The 20,767-nt window shown below is 64.4% G+C and carries 20 protein-coding genes; 9 read left to right on the forward strand and 11 right to left on the reverse strand.

Annotated features, from left to right (window positions below):
- Positions 1-52: 52 nt before the first annotated feature.
- The gene (locus tag IVA88_RS12905; protein WP_247498009.1) at positions 53-952 is read right to left on the reverse strand and encodes a hypothetical protein; all 900 of its coding nucleotides are present in this window, start codon (positions 950-952) and stop codon (positions 53-55) included.
- A gap of 233 nt (positions 953-1,185) precedes the next feature.
- On the opposite strand from IVA88_RS12905, the gene yidD reads away from it, so the two are divergent.
- Both yidD and IVA88_RS12915 read left to right on the forward strand, forming a co-directional pair.
- Positions 1,186-1,530, forward strand: a complete 345-nt coding sequence (gene yidD, locus IVA88_RS12910) for a membrane protein insertion efficiency factor YidD (RefSeq protein WP_247497631.1) — start codon at positions 1,186-1,188, stop codon at positions 1,528-1,530.
- Positions 1,531-1,615: 85 nt separating this feature from the next.
- The gene (locus IVA88_RS12915) at positions 1,616-1,828 is read left to right on the forward strand and encodes a hypothetical protein (protein WP_247497632.1); all 213 of its coding nucleotides are present in this window, start codon (positions 1,616-1,618) and stop codon (positions 1,826-1,828) included.
- Here IVA88_RS12915 and IVA88_RS12920 read toward each other — a convergent pair whose 3' ends face one another.
- On the reverse strand, positions 1,829-3,040 hold the full coding sequence (locus tag IVA88_RS12920; protein WP_247497633.1) for a hypothetical protein: 1,212 nt from the start codon (positions 3,038-3,040) through the stop codon (positions 1,829-1,831).
- Between the two features lie 2 nt (positions 3,041-3,042).
- The gene (locus IVA88_RS12925) at positions 3,043-4,410 is read right to left on the reverse strand and encodes an amino acid permease (protein WP_247497634.1); all 1,368 of its coding nucleotides are present in this window, start codon (positions 4,408-4,410) and stop codon (positions 3,043-3,045) included.
- 331 nt (positions 4,411-4,741) lie between these two features.
- Between IVA88_RS12925 and IVA88_RS12930 the strand changes: the two genes are divergently transcribed.
- A complete protein-coding gene (locus IVA88_RS12930) occupies positions 4,742-6,067 on the forward strand; it encodes an alpha/beta hydrolase (RefSeq protein WP_247498010.1) in 1,326 nt (441 codons plus the stop codon).
- Between the two features lie 68 nt (positions 6,068-6,135).
- Here IVA88_RS12930 and IVA88_RS12935 read toward each other — a convergent pair whose 3' ends face one another.
- Positions 6,136-6,537: a hypothetical protein gene (locus IVA88_RS12935; RefSeq protein WP_247497635.1), complete on the reverse strand. Its 402-nt coding sequence runs from the start codon at positions 6,535-6,537 to the stop codon at positions 6,136-6,138.
- 91 nt (positions 6,538-6,628) lie between these two features.
- Positions 6,629-7,801 carry an MFS transporter gene (locus IVA88_RS12940; RefSeq protein ID WP_247497636.1) on the reverse strand — a complete coding sequence of 391 codons (1,173 nt, stop codon included), beginning with the start codon at positions 7,799-7,801 and terminating at the stop codon, positions 6,629-6,631.
- Positions 7,802-7,986: 185 nt separating this feature from the next.
- Between IVA88_RS12940 and thrS the strand changes: the two genes are divergently transcribed.
- From thrS to IVA88_RS12955, 3 genes are all read left to right on the forward strand, one after another.
- A complete protein-coding gene (gene thrS, locus IVA88_RS12945) occupies positions 7,987-10,068 on the forward strand; it encodes a threonine--tRNA ligase (RefSeq protein WP_247497637.1) in 2,082 nt (693 codons plus the stop codon).
- A gap of 93 nt (positions 10,069-10,161) precedes the next feature.
- Positions 10,162-10,725: a nitroreductase gene (locus IVA88_RS12950; protein ID WP_247497638.1), complete on the forward strand. Its 564-nt coding sequence runs from the start codon at positions 10,162-10,164 to the stop codon at positions 10,723-10,725.
- 62 nt (positions 10,726-10,787) lie between these two features.
- Positions 10,788-12,056, forward strand: a complete 1,269-nt coding sequence (locus IVA88_RS12955; protein ID WP_247497639.1) for a serine hydrolase domain-containing protein — start codon at positions 10,788-10,790, stop codon at positions 12,054-12,056.
- Here the strand turns inward: IVA88_RS12955 and IVA88_RS12960 are convergent.
- Both IVA88_RS12960 and IVA88_RS12965 read right to left on the reverse strand, forming a co-directional pair.
- Positions 12,042-12,227: a hypothetical protein gene (locus IVA88_RS12960; RefSeq protein ID WP_247498024.1), complete on the reverse strand. Its 186-nt coding sequence runs from the start codon at positions 12,225-12,227 to the stop codon at positions 12,042-12,044. The two genes, IVA88_RS12955 and IVA88_RS12960, sit on opposite strands and share 15 nt — an antisense overlap.
- Before the next feature lie 1,017 nt (positions 12,228-13,244).
- A complete protein-coding gene (locus IVA88_RS12965) occupies positions 13,245-14,096 on the reverse strand; it encodes a LysR family transcriptional regulator (RefSeq protein WP_247497640.1) in 852 nt (283 codons plus the stop codon).
- Between the two features lie 103 nt (positions 14,097-14,199).
- On the opposite strand from IVA88_RS12965, the gene IVA88_RS12970 reads away from it, so the two are divergent.
- Positions 14,200-15,192, forward strand: a complete 993-nt coding sequence (locus tag IVA88_RS12970; RefSeq protein ID WP_247497641.1) for a zinc-dependent alcohol dehydrogenase family protein — start codon at positions 14,200-14,202, stop codon at positions 15,190-15,192.
- Positions 15,193-15,268: 76 nt separating this feature from the next.
- Here IVA88_RS12970 and IVA88_RS12975 read toward each other — a convergent pair whose 3' ends face one another.
- Together IVA88_RS12975 and IVA88_RS12980 are read right to left on the reverse strand one after the other, a co-directional pair.
- Positions 15,269-15,550, reverse strand: coding sequence for a hypothetical protein (locus tag IVA88_RS12975; RefSeq protein ID WP_247497642.1), 282 nt, complete (start codon positions 15,548-15,550; stop codon positions 15,269-15,271).
- A gap of 307 nt (positions 15,551-15,857) precedes the next feature.
- The gene (locus tag IVA88_RS12980) at positions 15,858-16,931 is read right to left on the reverse strand and encodes a hypothetical protein (RefSeq protein WP_247497643.1); all 1,074 of its coding nucleotides are present in this window, start codon (positions 16,929-16,931) and stop codon (positions 15,858-15,860) included.
- A 256-nt stretch (positions 16,932-17,187) separates the two neighbouring features.
- On the opposite strand from IVA88_RS12980, the gene IVA88_RS12985 reads away from it, so the two are divergent.
- Complete coding sequence (locus tag IVA88_RS12985) at positions 17,188-18,228, forward strand: patatin-like phospholipase family protein (RefSeq protein WP_247497644.1); 1,041 nt, start codon at positions 17,188-17,190, stop codon at positions 18,226-18,228.
- Between the two features lie 16 nt (positions 18,229-18,244).
- Here the strand turns inward: IVA88_RS12985 and IVA88_RS12990 are convergent, their stop codons facing one another.
- Together IVA88_RS12990 and IVA88_RS12995 are read right to left on the reverse strand one after the other, a co-directional pair.
- A complete protein-coding gene (locus IVA88_RS12990; protein WP_247497645.1) occupies positions 18,245-18,673 on the reverse strand; it encodes a CBS domain-containing protein in 429 nt (142 codons plus the stop codon).
- Between the two features lie 189 nt (positions 18,674-18,862).
- Positions 18,863-19,660 (reverse strand): rhomboid family intramembrane serine protease, encoded by a 798-nt coding sequence (locus IVA88_RS12995; protein WP_247497646.1) that lies wholly within the window; start codon positions 19,658-19,660, stop codon positions 18,863-18,865.
- 503 nt (positions 19,661-20,163) lie between these two features.
- Here IVA88_RS12995 and IVA88_RS13000 point away from each other — a divergent pair.
- Positions 20,164-20,718, forward strand: coding sequence for a PAS domain-containing protein (locus IVA88_RS13000; protein ID WP_247497647.1), 555 nt, complete (start codon positions 20,164-20,166; stop codon positions 20,716-20,718).
- Positions 20,719-20,767 lie beyond the last annotated feature (49 nt).

Here is a 20,767-nt window from a genome sequence, read left to right on the forward strand (position 1 = left end):
CCGGAGCTGATTCCGCGCCCATCGCCGGGCCCGGAAGAATCAGAGATTAAGGCTACTTCGGCGACGCCGTGCCGGGCGTGGCCACGCCGCCCGTCGGCACCAAGGCTTCCGCCGTCTTGGTCGACTTGGCAGACTGCTCCGGTTCCACACCGAACCTCGCCTGGGTCTTCGGTGCAAGCTCCGCCATTGCCGGCGCCGAGATGTCAACATGCGGCAGCACGTCGGCCACGAGATCAGTCGTCACGAGATTGGTGAGCTTGAGCTCGCCCGCATCGAGCTCGTGCAAATCTTCCCACGGCGGGACGCTGAGCGCGAGCGACAGCAGATCGCCGGTACCGCCCATGTCGAACGTGTATTTGGCGAGCCGGCCGATGTCGCGCTCCACGATCATCAGGTCCTGCGCGCTGTAGCTCGCCGCCTTGGCGTCGTCGGCGCGATCACCCATCCAGATCTGGTGGACGCGGACATGGGCCGCTTCCGGCACGTAGCGCTTTTTGCCTGCCAGCAGCAGGAACACGCACATGGATTCGCAATAGGCCTCAGGCGCGACCGCCGGACGGGCCGACTGCCCGCTGCGGTTCTGAATGCTGATGCCGACCGTGGTCAAAAGTCCGAGATTGCGGAAGCGTCTGCCGAGCGTGATCGCGTCGTTGACGGAACCGCCGCTGGAATCGAGCACCACGGTGGCGCCGCCGAGCTGGCGCCCGCGGGAGAACTCTTCGAACTCTCTGGGCGTGTCAGCGGTGATGACGCCGATCGCGCTGACCCAGCCCCGGCAATTCGGCTCGCAGGCGACCCAGCCGAACTTCATCGGCAGTTTGCGCTCTTCGAGGGCAGCACCGGCTCGGGCCGATGACCCGAATGTCGCGACGGCGCCAGCCAGCACGACTCCACAAGCGGCGGTTCCCACCAGCAACCAGCCGCGAAGATTGAGCGCCTTCAGAAATTTCAAACTGGTCCCTTCCCCAAGCCCCAAGCCAAAGCGATTCAGGCAAGCCCCGTTCTGACGTTCCATGAGTCTCACATGGGCGTCACAAAAATGGTATCCGGGGGAATACAGATCGTCCATAGGTACTTGCTGCACTGCTCCCAAAAAACACGCAAAATATGGCGTACAAACAACAGCTTACAGTTCCCTGCACCGGAACCAGGCAATATCTCGCCCAGGATCGCAGCAAAGCGCCCATGAAGCATTCAGTCTGCGAGCACTGTTCTAATCCCGTCGCAGGCGCGCTCCGGCTTCCGCGCAGATTCGGCCGCGCGCTGATCTGGCTCTACCGCCACACGCTCTCGCCGCTGGTTGGTTACAATTGCCGGCACTTACCGACCTGCTCCGCCTATGGTGACGAGGCGATCGAACGGTTCGGGCTGTGGGCCGGCGGCTGGATGACGCTGGCGCGCCTGCTCCGTTGCAACCCCTTCGGCACGTCCGGCATCGACAACGTGCCCCTCACCGCGCCACAAGGCGCACGCTGGTACTTGCCCTGGCGTTACGCGCGCTGGCGCGGCGTCAACGCGTCCCAGGCATGATGCGGCGCGTTACGCGTCGCTACCTTGAGTGGAACCGAAACTCTTCCCTCGCGTTGATGTGATGCTCCCGCGGGAGGAAACAACAATGCGCTGGAAAATCAGCCCTCATTTTGACTTCAGGCCTGGACCGGATTCCCGGGGTGGTTCGAGAAGCCACGACCCCAGAACACTCGATATGCTCGCGATCATAGCCCTGCTGGTGCTCGTGGCCGGCTCTGGCTGGTATCTGGCGACGAGTTTCGCCACGCCGCCAAGCACGACGGCGTTCATCGTGCCAAGCCAGAGCGTGCACTGGTAATCAGCGGGACCAGAAAAAGCGCCCGGGCGGCGGGATCGGCTCAGGCGGACGTGGCCGCTTCGGACGCGGCGGTTTCGGCGACGGCTCGGCGGATGAGGTCGTCTCCGCGCCGGGCGCCGTCTCGCTTCCCGGCACCTTCACCGCCAGCAGCAAGTTCGATTCGTGCATCCGCCAGCGGTAGCCGACGCCGAAATCGATCGGCTGGGCGCGCGTGAACAGCGCGGCGTAGCGCTCCTGATAGCGGCCGGGGAATTCGCCGATCGGTCCGAGATAGCGGCCGAACGGGAAGAACCGCCATTGCCGCGCGTTGTAGTTCGAAAGCGGAATGCCGGAATCGTCCTGGACGATGGTCGCGCTGTTGGCGAGCAACCAGTCGCGCGCGACGGTGAAGTTGCCGGAGTGCAAGAGATAGGATGCACTCTTGATCAGGCTGTTGCCGGGGCCGAGCGTCTCGCAGAATTTCAGGAAGCCGGCTGCGCGTGCACCTGAATTGGAGAGATCGGTCGAGAAATAATACAGGGTGCGCGCTTCCCCGTCGGGGCCTGCAAAGGTGATGCGGGCGCCGCGCGTCGCGTTCGGTCCTGGATTGTCGTTGCCGACATGCATCCGGCCCTTGTCGTCGAGCGCGACCATCTCGACGTTGCGGATGGTCTTGCCGGAGCGGGCGAGGAAGACATAGAGGATCGGCAAGGTGCCGTTGACCTGGTTGGCGTGCAGGTCGACCTTCATCTGCTTCGTGATGAAGAAGGAAAAACTCAGGATCGAGCCGAGCGAGCGCTCGACATTGTAGAGCGCGGCGCCGACCGAACCGCGCGGCAGCCGCGTCAGGTCAGGCACCGCACCGACCGGCTCCAGCGCGCCGAGCACGTAAGTGCTGGCCTTCGAATAAAAGGCGTTGGCATAGAGGAAGTCGGGGCCACTGAACAAATAAAACATGGTCGGCCTGGGCGCCGCCAGATTGACGTCGGCCCAGTTGCGGATCTTCGAGAGCTGGCGCTGCTCGAGCTGGGCGAAGGCGCCGTCGAGGAACCTTGCGTGGCGCTGCCAGCCCGGATCCTTCGTGAGTGGCACCAGCGGCGAATCCGCCGAAGGCTGCATGCCCGCGAGGAAGCGCGCGATGTCGTCGAAGGTTGCGTCGGCGGCACGCGCGGACGAAACGGCCGCAGCCAGCAAGACGAGGGCGACGGCCGCAATTCTCATGGGTCGAAACATGTCTATTCGCGATGTGATGAAGTGCCAGCGGCGACCGGCCGCCTGCGGAAAACAGCATAAATCAACAGGCCCGAGAGCATGACCAGCATCCCCGCCAGCGACTGCACGGGCCGCTCGGTCAACAAATAGTACATCATGAACGCGGTCACGAGCAGGAAAACGAGCGGCGTGAACGGGTATCCCCAAGCGCGATAGGGCCGCGGCAAATCGGGATCCGTAATGCGCAGCTTGATGACGCCGGCGACCGTGAAGAACGAGCAGAACAGCAACGCAAACTGGATGAAATCGAGTACCGCCTCGAAGCTGCGCGTGAACAGCAGCAGATTGGCCACGGCGAGCTGAAACAGGATGGCATAGGCAGGCGCGCCGCGCACCGACCTCTGCGAGAACACGCGCAGCGCCGGAATATCCTCCCCCATCGTCATCATCACGCGCGGACCGATCCACATCATCGCGCTGATCGAGGAGATCAGGCCAAAACAGATCATCGCGCCGACGATCCGGCCGCCGAGATTGCCGAAGATCGCGCTGCCGGCGACGCTGGCGACGTCGATCTGACCGGCAAGCGCGCCGACCGGTGTAGAATAGAGAAACACCGCATTCAGCGCCACGTAGAGCACGAGCACGATCAGCGTGCCCGCGAGCAGCGCACGCGGCAGGTCCCGCTGCGGCATGTTCATCTCGCCGATGATGTAGGTTGCGGCATTCCAGCCCGAGAACGAATACATCACGAATACGAGCCCGATCGCGAAGGGCGCGCTGACGATATGCGCAAGATCGCCCGCCTGCGGCGTGAAGGCGATCGGCTGCGGCACGCCGACGATGAAGCCGGCAACCAGGAAGGCAACGATCAGCACGACCTTCAGGATGGTCGAGATCAACTGGAACGACGAGGAGTGCCTGACGCCGGTCAATTGCACTAGCGAGACCAGCCACACCACGGCGATGGCGAGCGGGATCGGCGGCAGATCGGGGATGACCGATTTGGCGTATTCGCCAAAGGCCATCGCGGCGAGCGCGACGGGTGCTGCAAAGCCGACCGTCGCCGACACCCAGCCGGCGAGAAAGCCGAAGGCGGGATGATAGGCGCGGCCGAGGAAATTGTACTCGCCGCTCGAGCGCGGAAACATCGCGCCGAGCTCGCTGTAGGAGAACACCCCGCACAGCGCGACGATGCCGCCGACGGTCCACAGCAAGAGGATCGAAAAACCGGACGGGATGTCCTTGACCTGGAAGCCGAGGCTGGTGAAGACGCCGACCCCAATCATATCGGCCACGACGATGGCGGTTGCGACCAGAACGGAGACCCCCGCCCCGCTTCCGGTCAGCCGGCCGGTCCAGGGCGCAGCACCCGCATCTGATGCCGTCATTGGGGTCCTCAACCTCAGGCGTAACGCCTCGTGGGAAGGCATCGTGCAGTTTGGTCCAGTCAATTCAAGCAGGGTTAACAAGGGTTAAATGAGGCGCACAAAATCGGTAGTTAAACACCATTACTGCACGATCTTGGGCGATAAACCTTCGTAAACACCGGGATACCCCGTTTCCCTTCCCCACAATCACGACACGATTGCGTGGTCCCTTTGAGCGTTCCGGATGTGGGGAAGTTTCTCCGGACACTTAACGTCGCCTAAACGCCCATCGGCTCAATTGCCTTTAATGATTGCCGATGGACTTGTGGTCATGACTTGGGGTCATGGGTGGATGGTCGGGGCCGTTCCGAAACTGAGAGCTGACATTCGCGCCGACCGGACCAGGTCCGGCGCGCGCGGTCGTGCGCTTCGGATGGCTCTGATCTCAGGCTTGGTGCCGCTGTCGCTCACACTGGTTCAATGCGGCCAGGCGCCCAATCCGGCAGCGCTCGCAGCGAACTCACAGGCCAACGTCCAGGTCGTTGCGAAGACAAACCAGCACGTCGCAAGCAGCGACACGTTCGAGGATCGCTTCCCGGCCCCCCAGTTCAGGGAGCGCTTCCCATCCGCGAGCGAAGGTTTTCTGCAGCGGCAGATGTCCGACTTCTCACCGAAGCGCGCCGTACAGCAGCAGCCACAGCCGGAGCAGGCGCCTTACAAAGTCGCTTCGCTCGCGCCGCAGGCCCCCTACCAGCGACCGGCGCGCGAGGACCTGACAACGCTCGTCAGCATGAAGTCGTCAGCCTTCCCCTATTTCGGCAACAACCCCGCCTCCGACGCGCCGTTCCTCAACATCTCCAAGGGCAACCGCCGCGGCCACCGCAGCTATTCCGGACGCGTGTTCTGGCAGGACGAGACCTACAGCGATAACCGCGTCCTGATGCACGTGCCCGAACATTTCGACGTGCGAAAGCCAGGCGTGATCGTGGTGTTCTTCCACGGCAATGGCGCAACGCTCGAGCGCGACGTGCGTGATCGGCAGCTGGTGCCGCAGCAGGTCACCGATTCCGGCGCCAACGCCATCCTGCTTGCGCCGCAAATGGCGGTTGACGCCGCCGATTCCAGCGCCGGCAAATTCTGGCAGGCCGGCGGCCTCAAGCGCTTCCTGGAAGAATCCGCGAACCATCTGGCCCGGCTCACCGGCGATCCGAACAGCGCCCGCGCCTTCGCCGACATGCCGGTCGTGATCGTTGGCTACAGCGGCGGCTTCCTGCCGACGGCCTGGAGCCTCGAGGTCGGCGGTATCAGCGACCGGGTCCGCGGCGTCGTGCTGCTCGACGCCGTCTACGGCGAAATGGACAAGTTCGCCTCATGGATCGAGAGCCACCGCTCCGGCTTCTTCGTCAGCTCCTACACCCGCCACACCGCGCGGCGCGACCGCGAGCTGATGAGCATGCTGCGGCAGAAGGGCATCAGCGTCTCCGAGGACATGGACGGCCCGTTGCGCCCGGGCAGCGTGGTGTTCGTCGAAACCGGGGACGGCATCACCCACCGCGAGTATGTGACCCGAGCCTGGACGCGCGACCCGCTCAAGGACATCCTGGTGAAGATGTCGGCGACGCCATCACTCGCGCTCACGCGCGTGGCCTCCACCAATCCGTCTGCATCGAGCCGGTAAGCTCACGGTATTGCGCCAGTCGGTATTTAGCCAAGCCTGCCTACAACTGTCCCAACCCCTGATCTGGCTCAGGTTTTTGGCAGCTTCGGAATGCTCTCGGCAAAGCCGTTGAAGCAGGCCAGCCGCTCGTCCTCTTCCTTGAAGAAACGGCAATCGGCGTAGCCCTTGGCCTTCGCCGGCTTCGGCTTCGGCGCCGGTGCGATCACCGCGTCGTAGCAATTGAGCCGGTCCTTGGTGCCGTCATCGAGATCGAGGCAGGCCTGGAGCCGCGCCGCGATCGATTGCGGCTTGCCCTTCGACGCCGCAGCCGGCTTCGCCGCGGCCTCCTTGGTGCCCGCCGGAGTGCCCGCTTTAGCCCCCTTGGGCTTGACCTGCACCAACGGCTTGTCCCCGACCATTGGTGGCTTGTCGGCTTGCGCGAAAGCGGAGGCTGAATAGAGCACCGCGGCAACCGCCAGAATCATCCTCATCTCAGTCAACTCTCTTTGGTCCCATGACCGGCCTTCTAGCGCCCCGGCGCGCCGTTTGCCAAGCACCTTGCGCACACGAACACGCTTCCGTTCAGGCCGGGGCGGCAGTTGCCGGCCGGCTGCGGGTCATGATCACCAGGATCAGCGCCAGCACGACGAACCCGACCGCGACGAAGCCGAGCGTATGCAGGAGCTCGCGGGCGAACAGCAGTCCGCCGACGGCAGAGCCGACCACCTGGCCGATATAGAGGACGGAGGTGTTGAGTGCGACGGTCGCCGATGCGAGCTGTGGCGCGGCCGAGACCAGCCGCACCTGCTGCATCGAGTTGGTCGAGGCAAAGCCGAGGCCCCAGATCGCGACTGCCCCCGCCATCAACACGAACGTGCCGGCGCCGAGTGCCCAGCCCGTGATTCCCGCAAGCAGCAAGCAGGTGAACAGCAGCGAGGTGCGATAGGGTCCCGAGGTGTCGACGATGCGCGTCGCGATGACAACGCCGAGGAAGCCGCAGACGCCATAGAGAGCGAACACCATGCCGATTGCATCGGGCCCTGCGCCGGTCAGCTTCTTGAGCAACGGGCCCATGAAGGTGAACACCACGAACTGCCCGGACATCTGCAACATCGTGATCGCAAGCAGCATCAGGATCATCCTATTGCGGCTGACCGCGCTCCAGGTCTTCAGGTCCACCGGCGTCCCCTTCAACCCGGCCGGCAGCCGCATCAGCAACAGCAGCAAGCTGACGCAACCGAGGGCGCCGATCCCGCCATAGGCCGCGCGCCAGCCATAGCGGCTGGCGATGAAGGTGATCAGCGGCAGGCCGACGGCGGCTGCGAGCGACCAGCCGAGAAAAATGTAGGCTATCGTACTGCCGCGACGCGCCGCCGGCACGATCAACGCCGCCGTGCCGGCGGCCTGTGGCGTATAGAGCGCGCCGACCGCGAGCATCACCAGGCGGATGACGAGGAGGCTTGCATAGTCGGGCGCAAAGGCAGAGGCGAGATTGCCAATAGCGAGCACCGCCAGCGTCGTGGTGAGTAGCGTCCGGCGCTCGATCCGGCTGGTGAGCCAGGCCGTCAGCGGCGAGCCGATGCACAGGATGATGGCGCCGAAGGTGATCAGGAGCCCGGCCGCATGGATGCTGACGTCGAGCCCGGTCGCCAATTCCGGCAGCATTCCCGCCGGTGCCAATACCGAGCAGCCAGTGACGAGATTGCCGAGCATCAGGGCGGTTGGGGCGAAACGGCCGGCACGTGTATTTTCCATGCAAACGCATGTAGAGCAGGCCCGCGACCGGTTAAAGGGCGTCGCCCGGAATAGTTCGTGCGGCGCCCCGGCTTTTGCGCGCCAGTTTCTTGGAAATGCCGGATTGCGCAGGCCGAATCGCCTGATATATCGCTCGTTCCCGCTTACCTGCGCTCGTTCGCAGGAGTGAGCCTCAGGAGAAAGCCATGACCGACCAGCCCCAGGACTCGTCCAAGGACCCGTCCAAGCCCGAACAGCCCAAGTCCGAATCCGGCTTCCAGTACAGCCTCAGCAATTTGAGGCCCGTGACGCCACCGGAAAAAATCACTCTCACCTTTCCGGACGGCGCCCGGCGCGAATACGCCAAGAGCATCACCGGCCTCGAACTCGCCAAGGGCATTTCGCCGTCGCTGGCCAAGCGTACGGTCGCGATGGCGCTCGACGGCGTGGTCTGCGACCTCGATGATCCCATCGAAGCTGATGCCAGGATCGAGCTGATCAACCGCGACGATCCGCGCGCGCTCGAGCTGATCCGCCATGACTGCGCCCACGTGCTCGCCGAAGCCGTGCAGACGCTGTGGCCGGGCACCCAGGTCACCATCGGTCCCGTGATCGAGAACGGCTTCTACTACGATTTCTTCCGCAACGAGCCGTTCACGCCGGAAGACTTTGCCGCGATCGAGAAGAAGATGCGCGAGCTCATCGCGCGGGACAAACCTTTTACGAAGGAGGTTTGGGATCGCGAAAAGACCAAGCAGGTGTTCCGCGACAAGGGCGAGGCGTTCAAGGTCGAGCTGGTCGACGCCATCCCCGGCAACGAGCCGATCAAGATCTATTACCAGGGCGACTGGTTCGATCTTTGCCGCGGCCCGCACATGACCTCGACCGGCAAGGTCGGCAACGCCTTCAAGCTGATGAAGGTGGCCGGTGCCTATTGGCGCGGCGACAGCAACAACCCGATGCTGACCCGCATCTACGGCACGGCGTTCGCCAAGCAGGAGGACCTCGATGCGTATCTGAAGCAGATCGAGGAAGCGGAAAAGCGCGACCATCGCAAGCTCGGGCGCGAGCTCGACCTCTTCCACTTCCAGGAGGAAGGCCCGGGCGTCGTGTTCTGGCACGCCAAGGGCTGGACCATCTTCCAGCAGCTGATCGCCTATATGCGGCGGCGCCTGACCGGCGACTACAGCGAGGTCAACGCCCCGCAGATCCTCGACAAGTCGCTGTGGGAGACCTCCGGCCATTGGGGCTGGTACCGCGAGAACATGTTCGCGGCGCAGTCGGCCGGCGACGAGGCCGAGGACAAGCGCTGGTTTGCGCTGAAGCCGATGAACTGCCCCGGCCACGTGCAGATCTTCAAGCACGGCCTGAAGAGCTACCGCGACCTGCCGCTGCGCCTCGCCGAGTTCGGCGTGGTACACCGCTACGAGCCGTCCGGCGCGATGCATGGCTTGATGCGCGTGCGCGGCTTCACCCAGGACGACGCCCACATCTTCTGCATGGAGGACCAGCTCGCCGACGAATGCCTGAAGATCAACGAGCTGATCCTGTCGACCTACGCCGATTTCGGCTTCACCGGCGATCTCACCGTGAAGCTGTCGACCCGGCCGGAAAAGCGCGTCGGCACCGACGCGATGTGGGATCACGCCGAGCGCGTGATGGCGACGGTGCTGCGCGAGATCCAGTCGCAGAACAATCACATCAAGACAGAGATCAATCCGGGCGAAGGCGCCTTCTACGGGCCGAAGTTCGAATATGTGCTGCGCGATGCGATCGGCCGCGACTGGCAGTGCGGCACCACGCAGGTCGACTTCAACCTGCCGGAACGATTCGGTGCGTTCTACATCGACCACGACAGCGGCAAGAAGCCGCCGGTCATGGTGCACCGCGCGATCTGCGGTTCGATGGAGCGCTTCATCGGCATCCTGATCGAGCACTATGCCGGCAACTTCCCGCTCTGGCTGTCGCCGGTGCAGGTGGTGGTCACCACCATCACCTCGGAAGCCGACGAATACGCCAAACAGGTTCTGGAACAGGTCCGGCGTGCGGGGCTTCGGGCCGAGATCGACCTGCGCAACGAAAAGATCAACTACAAGGTCCGCGAGCACTCGCTGGCCAAGATCCCGGCGCTGCTCGTCGTCGGCAAGAAAGAGGCCGAGACGCAGTCGGTCTCGATCCGGCGGCTCGGCAGCGACGGGCAGAGCGTGATGACGACGGTGGAGGCGCTCGCCGCGCTGGTCGAGGAGGCCACCCCGCCGGATGTGAAGCGGGCGCGGGACGCGGCCTGACTTCTGAAATCGGTCTAAACTCGCTTTCGGTTGCGGGCGTGCATTCCTATGTGGGGACTGCACGCCCGACGACCAGCCGAAGAGGAAACCGCAGTGCCCGACGCCATCGAACTCCTGAAGACCCGCCGCTCGGTCAAGCCGCGCGAGATGTCCGGACCCGGCCCCTCCCCGGCCGATCTCGAGACGATCCTCACCATCGGGGCACGCGTGCCCGACCATGGCAAGCTTGCGCCCTGGCGCTTCATCATCTTCGAGGGCGATGCGCGCCAGCGCGCCGGCGAGGTGATCGCGAAAGTGTTTGCCCGGAAGAATCCGGGTGCGCCTGCGGCCGATGTCGAAACCGAGCGCAAACGCCTCACGGATGCGCCGCTGGTGATCGGCATCGTCAGCTTCACCAAGCCGCATCCGAAGGTGCCGGCGTTCGAGCAGGAATTGTCGGCCGGCGCCAGCGTCATGAACATCGTCACGGCCGCGACCGCGCTCGGCTACGGCGCCTGCTGGTTGACCGGCTGGTTCTCATTTGATCGCGACGTGCTGGATGGCCTCGGCCTCAAACCGGACGAGAAACTCGCCGGCTTCGTCCATATTGGCAAGCCGACCAAGCCGAGCGAAGACCGTCCGCGACCGGTCCTTTCTGAAATCGTGACGCGATTTTAATCGAAGGCTTGTTGACGCCTTCGAGGTCTTGCGGCTTTGATCCCGGCGAGGGAGGAAGCCGGATGAAGCGTCGTGAATTTCTGGTCGGAGCCGCGCTGCTGGCCGGCACGATGGCGCGAAGCCGCGCCGCCGACATCCCCGCGCCGTCGTCCGACGGGCTCGACCGCATCACAGCGTACTTTGACAACGAGGTCACGAGCGGCCGGTTGCCGGGCGCCGTGATCCTGGTTCAGCAGCACGGCAAGCCGATCTATCTGAAGAATTTTGGCGTGCGCGACACCAGGACGGGCCTCGCGATGACGCCCGATACGATCTTCGCCATCCACTCGATGACCAAGCCGATCACGTGCCTCGGCGCGATGATGCTGATCGACGAGGGCAAGCTTGCGCTCACCGACCCCGTGTCGAAATACATTCCCCTCTTTGCGGGCACCAAGGTGGGCCTCGAGGTCACCAACCCCGACGGCACGCTGAAGGTGGATCTCGTGGCCCCGGTCCGGCCCGTCAACATCGAGGATCTGCTTCGGCACACCTCGGGCATCAGCTACGATTATATCGGCGGCAAATGGGTCGAGCAGGCCTACAAGGCCGCCAACATCTTCGAAGGTCAATTCAACAACCGGGAATTCGCCCAACGCGTCGCGAAGCTGCCGCTGGCGCGGCAGCCGGGGACGCTGTGGCGCTACGGTCATTCCACCGACGTGCTCGGCAGCGTCATCGAAATCATCTCGGGCCAGACGCTGTACGAATTCCTCAAGCAGCGCATCTTCGATCCGCTCGGCATGAGCAGCACCAAGTTCGTTCTGGCGACCGAGGACGAGCTTGCGCGGATGGCGCGGCCGCTGCCGAACGACCACATCCTGCTTGCCGCCGAGCGCGACCGGCTCGACCATCCCGAATGGCAGTCCGGCGGCGGCGGGCTGCTCTCGACCATCACCGACTATCGGCGCTTCTCGCAGATGCTGCTCGACGGCGGCGAGTTCGACGGCAAGCGCTATCTGAGCCCTGCGGCCTTCAAGGCCATGACTACCGATCACGTCGGGCCGGGCTCGGGCGTCGGACGCGATTACTTCTATTTTCCGGGGGACGGCTTCGGCTATGGTTATGGCCTCGCGGTGCGGACCGATCCCGGCAACGCCAAACCGCCGCCACCGGGCTCGCTCGGCGAGTTGAAATGGGACAGTGGCAGCGGCACCTATTTCGGCGTCGATCCCAAGCTCGATATGGTCTACCTTCTGATGCAGCAGACCCAGAACGAGCGTAGCCGCATCACGCCTGCCTTCAAGGCGCTGGTCTATGACTGTTATCCGTCCGGGTTACGCCGCCCGTGAAGCCCGCTGGCCGAAATCGGCGAGCAGCTTTGGGATCTCGGCGGCGGACCGCGCCGCGCTGAACAAGAAGCCCTGCACCTCGTTGCTGGCTTCGGCGCGCAGCCAGTCGGGCTGATCCGGTTGTGCAAATGCGCCGAGCGCGTCCGCGCTCAACTGCATCAACATCGTCATTGCGAGCGCAATGACCGAGTGTGTCGCAACAGCGTCCTCTGCTCTCGTGTCCCCGGACGCGCTGCAGCGCCTTACGCTGCTGCGCAGAGCCGGACCCCAGAAAGCCACGCCGTTCGCTGTTGCATGGGCCCCGGCCCTGCAGCGCACCGCCAAGAGGCGCTGCGCTGCGTCCGCGGCACGAGGGCGAAGTTTTCGGCGCATAGCTGCTTCAAGCATCGTCATTGCGAGCGCAGCGAAGCAAATCCAGAATCTTCCCGCAGTGGCAGTCTGGATTGCTTCGCTGCGCTCGCAATGACGGAGTTTGTGGGCGGCAGCGTCGCGCTTTCAATTCGCATTCCCAATCGCGGACACACCTTCGCATTCTCGCGGCTTGTTCGCCCGAGCTTTGCTTCGTCGTCTCACCCTCGAAATTGAAAGAGGGCGCAGGGAAGACCGGGTGCCGGCTGGCACCCGCGGTCCACTGTGCGAAGTTGTCGTAACAAAATTGCACAGCGGCATACAGGTGAAGCCCAACATCCGACCTTCCCTGCGTAGTGGCTTTACGACTTATGTCGTGCTCTCCCCGGGGAGCGATGCACTATTGCCCCCGTCGCCTTGCGGATGGCTGATGCGCGCGCCCGGTCGGGCCGCCACATCACCGCAACACTTGGCGCACAGACCCCGGGCGCCAGGACCACACGATTTCGCCGTACGCCGATCACACCGGTCGTGCGCGCGACGCCTTCGCTCACGGCTCTCCGCCCTGCGAAACCATTCGCGCCGATGTGACCCACGTCCACAGCCGTCCGGCCCGCGTTCGTGACGATCGCGATACGCCCCTCTTCCTTGGGCCGGGTTGCGGCGACACATACGCCGTTTCCGAATTTCGGTAAAGCGGAATATTTTTTATGGTGTGCGTTGACCGACAATTTGGGTGTTTTGCCCGACGGGCAACGCGATATCTTGGGGCCGGATGTGCGAAGCGACATCCGGGATTCTCGCTAAGCACAGTCCCGGGTATCGCTTCGCTGACCCGGACTACCCTGCCAATCGCTCGATCACGAGATCGAGCAACGCGCGCAGGCGGGCGAGGCGCTTGAGATCGCGGTGATAGCCCACAAACGTGTCGCGGCCGGGCGGCGCCGCGCCGATATCGAGCGCGACTAGCCGGCGATCGCTGTCACCGAGCGGACGCGGCAGCACCGCCAACCCGCCGCCGTTCGCACAGAGCTCCGCCTGCGCCTGCCTGTTGTTGCTACGTGCGGCGACGTTCGCATTGGGCAGCACGCGCTTCAGCCAGAGGGCATCGGGCATGTCGGCAAATTCTGCATTCATGGTCACGACGCGGACACCGCTTCCGTTGCCGGCGCGTGGCGGCTTGCTGCCCTTCTTGCCGTAGAGCGCGTAGGGAATGTGGAGCAGCTTGCGGGAGATCACTTCGGGCTCGTCGAACGGTTTGATGCGAAAGACGAGATCGGCCTCGCGACGCGGCAGGCTGTAGAGGCGTGCATCGGTCAGAAGCTCGATAGTCACCTTGGGATGGCGCTTGCCGAAGGCCGCGATCACCGGCGACAGCATCACCGTCCCGAACCAGTCCGACGACGACAGGCGCAACAAGCCACCAAGCTGCGTCGCCGCGCCGGACGCACGCCGCTCCAAAGCGAGCGCCTCCTCTTCAATCCGCTCGGCATGGTGCAGCACAGCTGTGCCCTCGTCGGTCAGCACGAAACCATCCGTCGTACGCTGGAATAGCGTCTGTCCGAGCGACTGTTCGAGCGCACGAAGCCGCCGCCCCATCGTCGGCTGGGTCTGGCCGATCTTCCGTGCGGCCGCGCCGAGCGTGCCTTCGCGCGCAATCGCCAGGAAGATGCGCAGATCGCTCCAGTCCATCGGAGACCCCTCATACAAAAACGCACGACAATCGTACATTCTTGCTCCTTCCCATGCAAAAACTCATGAGCATATTGGAGGCCGACAACGGAGCAAGACGATCATGACGAGACAATCGACAATGCGCGCGGCCGTCCTGGAGACCCACAACGCGCCGCTGCGCCTCTCAACCATCTCCACGCCCGAGATCGGCCCGCGCGAGGTGCTGGTGCGGATACGCGCGAGCGGAGTCAATCCGCTCGACACCAAGATTCACGCCGGCGCGGCGGCGCATGCGCGTCATCCGCTGCCCGCAATTCTCGGGCTCGATCTCGCCGGGGTGGTCGAACAGACCGGGCGTGACGTCTCACGGTTCAAGCGGGGCGACGAGGTCTATGGTATGACCGGAGGCGTCGGCGGTGTTCAGGGATCGCTCGCCGAATACGGGGCTGTCGACGCCGACCTGCTGTCGTTGAAGCCTGTCAATCTCAGCATGCGGGAGGCAGCCGCCCTGCCCCTCATCTTCATCACGGCCTGGGAAGGGCTGATTGACCGCGCGGCGCTGAAGGCCGGCCAGAAGGTGTTGATCCATGGCGGCGCAGGCGGCGTCGGCCACATCGCGATCCAGATCGCGCGCGCGTTCGGAGCAGATGTGTTCGCGACCGGCTCGGTATCGCACCGCGCCAGCATCGAAGGCTTTGGCGCGACCTTCATTGATCGCGATACCGCCATCCCGACTTATGTTGCAGAGCATTCGGGCGGCCGCGGCTTCGACATTGTGTACGACACCGTCGGCGGCAAGGTGCTCGACGCCTCCTTCGAGGCGGTACGCCGCTTCGGCCACGTCGTGAGCGCGCTCGGATGGGGCATGCATTCGCTTGCACCGCTGTCGTTCCGCGCCGCCACCTATTCCGGCGTGTTCACGCTGCTGCCGCTGCTGTCTGGCAAAGGCCGCGCGCATCACGGAGAGATCATGGCGGAAGCCACGGGCCTGGTTGAGGCCGGCAAGCTCGTGCCGACGCTCGATGCCCGGCGCTTCACCCTGGAGAACGCCGGCGATGCCTATGCGCTGATCCGCGATCGTGCCACCAGGGGCAAGCTGGTCGTCGATATCTGACGGCTCTCGCGGAGCTCGTAGCCCGCATGGAGCGAAGCGCAATTCGGGCTACGGAGCGCTGCACGTGCGGATGCCGCTAGTCCTCGCTGGAGGCCGCGGAGCGGTTGCGGAGGTGGGCCTGCGATAACAGGAAAAACAATGCGCGCTCGCCATGATATTTGGCGGATGGCCGGGTCCGCTCGAAGCCGTCGGCAAATTTCTTGCCTGACTGGTCGCACACCTGCCACCGCCAGCCGAACCGCTTACGCCTGGTGAGGATCACTTCGAACATGCCGACGAGCTTGGTCCCCTGCTCCTTGCCGGTCTCGCAGACGCGCGAGCCTACTCCGGCCTCCTCCGTTGGAGGGATGCCCGACATATAACGCAGCAGGATGGAAAGAGAATAAAATTGATTATCGGAAACAGGTATCTTGCACTGGCAGTCACGAAGTCGCGATGCCGCTGGAATAAGCCGGTGGTGCCGGTGTTCGTCTGCGCTTCGACCCGGCTTGATAGCGCTGACAGGGGCATTCTCGGACCACCAAAAGGAGTAGTGAAGAGCATGCTTCCCGCACACGCGAGGGGACTGGCGGTAATGAGATATGGGACATTCGTGCGCTGAATGAGAAGTGTTCGCCAGGCACGAAGGCCAGCGTCGAGCCGCATGCGGCATCACCGCTTAAGCCCTACCGCGCAACCACTTCCACTTCGCCGTCGACGCCGTTGACGACGTTGAAGCCGCGCTCGTAGACCTTGCCCTCGTTCTTGGCGATGGCGCGGTATTCGCCTTCGGAGAGAACGACGCGCGGGAAGGCGCCGATCGATTCCTTGATGACGTCGCCGCCCGGGGTCAGCACCGACCAGGCGGTGTTGGCGAGCGCCTCGCCGCCCCGGTCGCTGACGAGCTTGAGCGTGATGACGGCGGCACGGTGGGTGATGGTGACGTCGGTGAGCTTGCTGGCCTGGACGCGGATGTCCGAGCGCACCACCGAATTGGCGTCGCCGTAGTTCGAGATGATGTAGTAGGTGCCCTCCGGCAGCAGCACGACGTCGCCGGCGGCGACGTTCGGCACCAAGGAGGCGCGCTCGCCGGATTCGAACTGGCTGCCCTTGTAAATCGCGAACGAGATCTGATTCTGCGGAATGCGGCTGGTGCCGACGCGGCCCTCGATGCGCAAGCCGCCGGCCGGCAGCACGAACGACTCGCGGTCGGTCTCGGCCTTCAGGCTGACGGTGCGCACCGCGCTGACGAGGCCAAAGGCGACGTGCACGACGTAATTGCCGGGCGGCAGCACGATATTGGGCGTGGCATTGCGGTCCTCGCGGATCAGCTTGAAGGTGCCATTCTCGTCCGGACGATCGGCAAACACACGCCAGACCAGACCGCTGGTGATCGGGGGGGTATCCTTGCCGTATTTCGCCGTCAGCGACAGCACGCCCTGTCCGGGCACGGCCGCGTTGAGCGGCGGGGCGGGCGGCACCGTCGTGACCGCGGGCGGCGGCATGCTGGGCGTGGTCGGCTGCATCAGGGTCGGCGGCAGGCTCGGGGGTCCGGCACCCGGGCCCGAGGGCGGCGCCAGGCTGACGGCACCGCCGGGATCGGGCACCGAAGCGGGCGGCACCGGCGGCGGGCGATCGGAGAAAAGCTGCGCCTGCGCAGCATTTTGGCCGAAGGTATAAAGGCAGGCAACAAGGATCAGCGTCGGCAGCAGCAATGCGCTGCGCCGCCATCCCATGATGCCGTCACCCCCGAGAGTCATGCCATCTGCTTTTCACCGAAAACGCGGCAAATTCAAGCCTCTGAAACCCCAAGAAATACGGTCCAGGACGGTTTTTGGAACCCGGTTGACGCCTGCGTGATTACCCTTGCGTGATTACCCCGGAGGCAACCGCGCCTCGCCATACTCCTGCCCCGTGCGCTTCCCAAACCGGCATAAACCATGCTTCGGCCGGGTTCTGGCGGAGCGCGAGTGCGGTGCCTAGTCTGATGGCGGGTCCCGGCGTAGGAGAGTTTCGGTGCTGGACATATTGAAGGGTCGGGGCTCGAACAGCGAGAAGGGCGGCGAGAAAGTTGGCTTGGGTAGTATCCGCCGGCCGGTCATTGGCCTTGCCCTCGGCGGCGGCGCCGCGCGCGGCTTCGCTCATATCGGCATTATCAGAACCCTGCTTGCCAACGGTATCGTGCCTGACGTCGTCGTCGGCACCTCGATCGGTGCGGTGGTCGGCGGCCTCTATGCGGCTGGCCGGCTCGATACGCTGGAAGAATGGGGTCGCAGCCTGCAAGGGATGCGCAACATCCTGGGCTATCTCGACATCCGCCTCAACGGCTCCGGCCTGATCGGTGGCGAGAAGCTGGCGACCCGGCTCGAGGCTGCCTGCGGCCAGAGCCAGATCGAGGACCTCCCGGTCAAGTTCGCCGCCGTCGCGACCGAGGTCCGCACCGGCCACGAGATCTGGCTGACGCGCGGCCGCGTGGTCGACGCGATGCGCGCCTCCTACGCGTTGCCCGGTATCTTCTCTCCGGTCCTGATCGGCGATCGCTGGCTGGTCGACGGCGCATTGGTGAACCCGGTGCCGGTCTCGGCCGCCCGCGCGCTCGGCGCCGAAATCGTCATCGCCGCAAATCTTTCCAGCGACATCTTCACCTATTCGACGACGGTCTATTCGCACGGCGCGATACCTGAGCCGGTGATTCCGGTGGCCGAAGAACCGACGTCAAAGCGGCGCTTCCCGAGGTTCTTCTCGCCTGAGAAGACGGTCAAGCGCGAGTTCTTCGGCGGCGGCAGCGCCCGGCCCGGCCTCTCTTCGGTGATGGTCGACGCCTTCAACATCATGCAGGACCGCATCACCCGCGCCCGCCTCGCCGGCGATCCGCCCGATATGCTGATCACACCGCGGATCGGCCAATTCGGCTGGTTCGATTTCCACCGCTCCGAGGACCTCATCGCCCTGGGCACCCGCGCTGCCGAGCGTGCGCTGGACTCCATCCAGGAGGCAATCCACGGGCTGGCGCCGGCGCCCGAGGGCACCGCGCCCAAAGCCGACCAGCAGGACTGATAGGCCGTCTTACTGATCAGGCGGTCTTGATGTAGTCGCGCAGGGCTTCCTGCTCGGCCTCGTATTCCTGCACCCGGCGCTTGACGATGTCGCCGATCGAGATCAGGCCGACCACCTTGCCGCTGTCGATCACGGGCAGATGGCGGAACTTGCCGGTGGTCATCATCTCCATGAGCTCGGCGACCGTATCGGTCTCCTTGCAAGTGACGACCTTGCGGGTCATGACCTGAGAGACTGGCTCCTCCAGCGCGCCGGCGCCGCGCTCGCCGATCACCCGCACGATGTCGCGCTCCGACAGGATGCCTTCCAGCCGGCTCTGGTTCATCACCAGCACAGCGCCGATCTTCTTCTCACCGAGCAGTTTGACCGCGGCCGCCAGCTTCGCGTCCGGCTCGACGCTCATGATCTGGTGGCCCTTGGTGTTGAGAATCGAACGTACCGTCATTGTCGCCTCCCTGAATCGAAACCGTCCGCAGTTCGCGGTCCGGACTTGTTCTTCGGGTCTTCAACTAACAGTTTCAGCGCCGGTTTCACGCTCGTGCGCTTTGCGAAGCATCGCCGCTAGCGGCCTGTCGCTTCGGAACATTCTTCTCGGGAATGATGGATGAATTCGGGCGGCACCGCAAGCGCCGCTTCAAATACGGTCTGAAATGTCCTGTGATGACGCAGCCGCAGCATCGTCTCGCACGCGCGGCACGGGATCGAATAGCGCGAACAGCAGAAGCCCTGCAAAGAAGCCGCCGATATGTGCCTGCCAGGCAACGCTCGTGGTCTCGGAGTCGACACCGATCGCGCCGACCCCGAAGATGATGTTGACGCCGAACCAAACGCCGAGGAAGGCGAGCACCCGTCCGTCGCGCAGCGCGCGCGACAGCGGCAGCGCCGGAACTCTTGCGGCGGTATCGGCATCCGATCGGCTGAACGACAGGAAGCTGCCGCGAACGAAGGCGAAGCGGATTGCGGCTGCCATCGCGCCGGACACCGAGGCCGAGGCGCCGATCATCGGCGCCACCGCGTGCTCATGGGTGACGAGATGGGCGAGCGCGCCGGCCGCCGCCGTCACCGCGAGGAACAGGAAGAACCTGATGGCGCCGAAGCGCCGCGCCAGCGCGCTGCCGAACGGCAACAGCCACAGCACGTTGAAGCCGAGATGGGTGAGATTGGCGTGCAGCAGCGAATAGGTGACGAAAGTCCAGACCTTGGCGCCGGCCCCGCCGGGAATCTGCAGATTGAGCAGCGAGGAATCGTAGCGCTTGGGGATGAAGCCGAAGACGTCGATGGTCCAGTTCTCGAGCTCCGGCGGCAGCAGCACCCGCAGATGGATCACCGCGAGCAACAGGATATAGGCGGTCAGCGCGAACGGCAGCGTCAGGATCGGCTCGCGCGGAGCCTCCTCGACGACGGCCGGCCCCGCCAGCGAGGGGTCTTGCAACGGAGGATCTTGCGGCGGAGAATCTTGCGGGGAATCCAAGGCGGCTTCGCTTTCAGGCGCGATCGGAGCGACAGGCTTGACGACAGGCCTGGAGATAGGCGCCTTTGCCCGTTCTGCGCAAGTGCACAAAAGGAAAAGGCAGGGCCCTGGGAAAGCCCTGCCTATCCATGTCGGACTTCCGGTACCCAGAGAGACGGGAGTATCCCCACCCCTCCCCGCGGCCGGTGACCAAACTGTTTGACGCCTGTGTACAGGCCTCGCCGAGAACCTGGAGCAAAGCGGCGAGGCTTGCGACCGCGGTCACCATAGCAGCGGGGCGGCGCACGGAAAGCGCATAGTTAATTTAACGTTAACGACGCAAAGGCAGCGCCAGGGGCGCCGAAAACGTCGCCGCGGCATGGACGCTGCAAATCCCCTCCTGCACAACAACACAGGGATCGCGGCTGCACTGAAGCGGGACAGGTTTGTCCCGCGAGGTTGCGCCCCGGGATAAGCGTTCAGTCATGAAACATCCGTCGAGCCGCGAGTTCTTCGCATATTGGGACAAGAAGCGCGGCACTGCGCGGGCCCCTGACCGGGCCGATATCGATCCGGCCGCCGTGCGCGGCCTGCTCGGCGACATCTTCGTTCTGTCCTGCGAGCCCAATCTCGGCTTCCCGTTCCGCGTCGCCGGCACGCGCGTCTGCGCGCTCGCCGGGTGCGACCTCAAGGACTCCAGCTTTGCGGCGCTGTTCGACGAGACCAGCCGCCGCGAGATCGAGGAGATCACGACCATCGTTGCCGACGAGAGTCTCGGCGCAATCGCCGGCGTCACCGCCGCGCGCGAGGACGGCAGCAAGGCGCATCTCGAACTGCTGCTGCTGCCGTTCAACGCCCGTCCCCATACACCGGTGAGCGTGACCGGCGTGCTCGCGCCGTTCGACGACGAATGCGGCGCGCTCGGCCCGTTCACCCTCACCTCCTGGCGCTATCTGCACCAGCCGGAGAAACTGCTGCCGCGCGCGATCCGCAAGCTGCAAATCGCACGCGGGCTGATGGTGTATGAGGGGCTGCGGTAGGAGTGCACCTAGTCTCAGGGCGCGCAGCGTTTGCAAGCCGCCCGATTTT

The organism is Bradyrhizobium sp. 149 (genome assembly GCF_023073915.1).
GTDB lineage: Bacteria > Pseudomonadota > Alphaproteobacteria > Rhizobiales > Xanthobacteraceae > Bradyrhizobium.

Bases quoted from the DNA above. Each gene is read 5' to 3' on its own strand.
- yidD (WP_247497631.1), top strand. From the start codon at position 1,186: ATGAAGCATTCAGTCTGCGAGCACTGTTCTAATCCCGTCGCAGGCGCG.
- IVA88_RS12915 (WP_247497632.1), top strand. From the start codon at position 1,616: ATGCGCTGGAAAATCAGCCCTCATTTTGACTTCAGGCCTGGACCGGAT.
- IVA88_RS12920 (WP_247497633.1), bottom strand. From the start codon at position 3,040: ATGTTTCGACCCATGAGAATTGCGGCCGTCGCCCTCGTCTTGCTGGCT.
- IVA88_RS12925 (WP_247497634.1), bottom strand. From the start codon at position 4,410: ATGACGGCATCAGATGCGGGTGCTGCGCCCTGGACCGGCCGGCTGACC.
- IVA88_RS12930 (WP_247498010.1), top strand. From the start codon at position 4,742: ATGGTCGGGGCCGTTCCGAAACTGAGAGCTGACATTCGCGCCGACCGG.
- IVA88_RS12935 (WP_247497635.1), bottom strand. From the start codon at position 6,537: ATGAGGATGATTCTGGCGGTTGCCGCGGTGCTCTATTCAGCCTCCGCT.
- IVA88_RS12940 (WP_247497636.1), bottom strand. From the start codon at position 7,801: ATGGAAAATACACGTGCCGGCCGTTTCGCCCCAACCGCCCTGATGCTC.
- thrS (WP_247497637.1), top strand. From the start codon at position 7,987: ATGACCGACCAGCCCCAGGACTCGTCCAAGGACCCGTCCAAGCCCGAA.
- IVA88_RS12955 (WP_247497639.1), top strand. From the start codon at position 10,788: ATGAAGCGTCGTGAATTTCTGGTCGGAGCCGCGCTGCTGGCCGGCACG.
- IVA88_RS12960 (WP_247498024.1), bottom strand. From the start codon at position 12,227: ATGACGATGTTGATGCAGTTGAGCGCGGACGCGCTCGGCGCATTTGCA.
- IVA88_RS12965 (WP_247497640.1), bottom strand. From the start codon at position 14,096: ATGGACTGGAGCGATCTGCGCATCTTCCTGGCGATTGCGCGCGAAGGC.
- IVA88_RS12970 (WP_247497641.1), top strand. From the start codon at position 14,200: ATGACGAGACAATCGACAATGCGCGCGGCCGTCCTGGAGACCCACAAC.
- IVA88_RS12975 (WP_247497642.1), bottom strand. From the start codon at position 15,550: ATGTCGGGCATCCCTCCAACGGAGGAGGCCGGAGTAGGCTCGCGCGTC.
- IVA88_RS12980 (WP_247497643.1), bottom strand. From the start codon at position 16,931: ATGACTCTCGGGGGTGACGGCATCATGGGATGGCGGCGCAGCGCATTG.
- IVA88_RS12990 (WP_247497645.1), bottom strand. From the start codon at position 18,673: ATGACGGTACGTTCGATTCTCAACACCAAGGGCCACCAGATCATGAGC.
- IVA88_RS13000 (WP_247497647.1), top strand. From the start codon at position 20,164: ATGAAACATCCGTCGAGCCGCGAGTTCTTCGCATATTGGGACAAGAAG.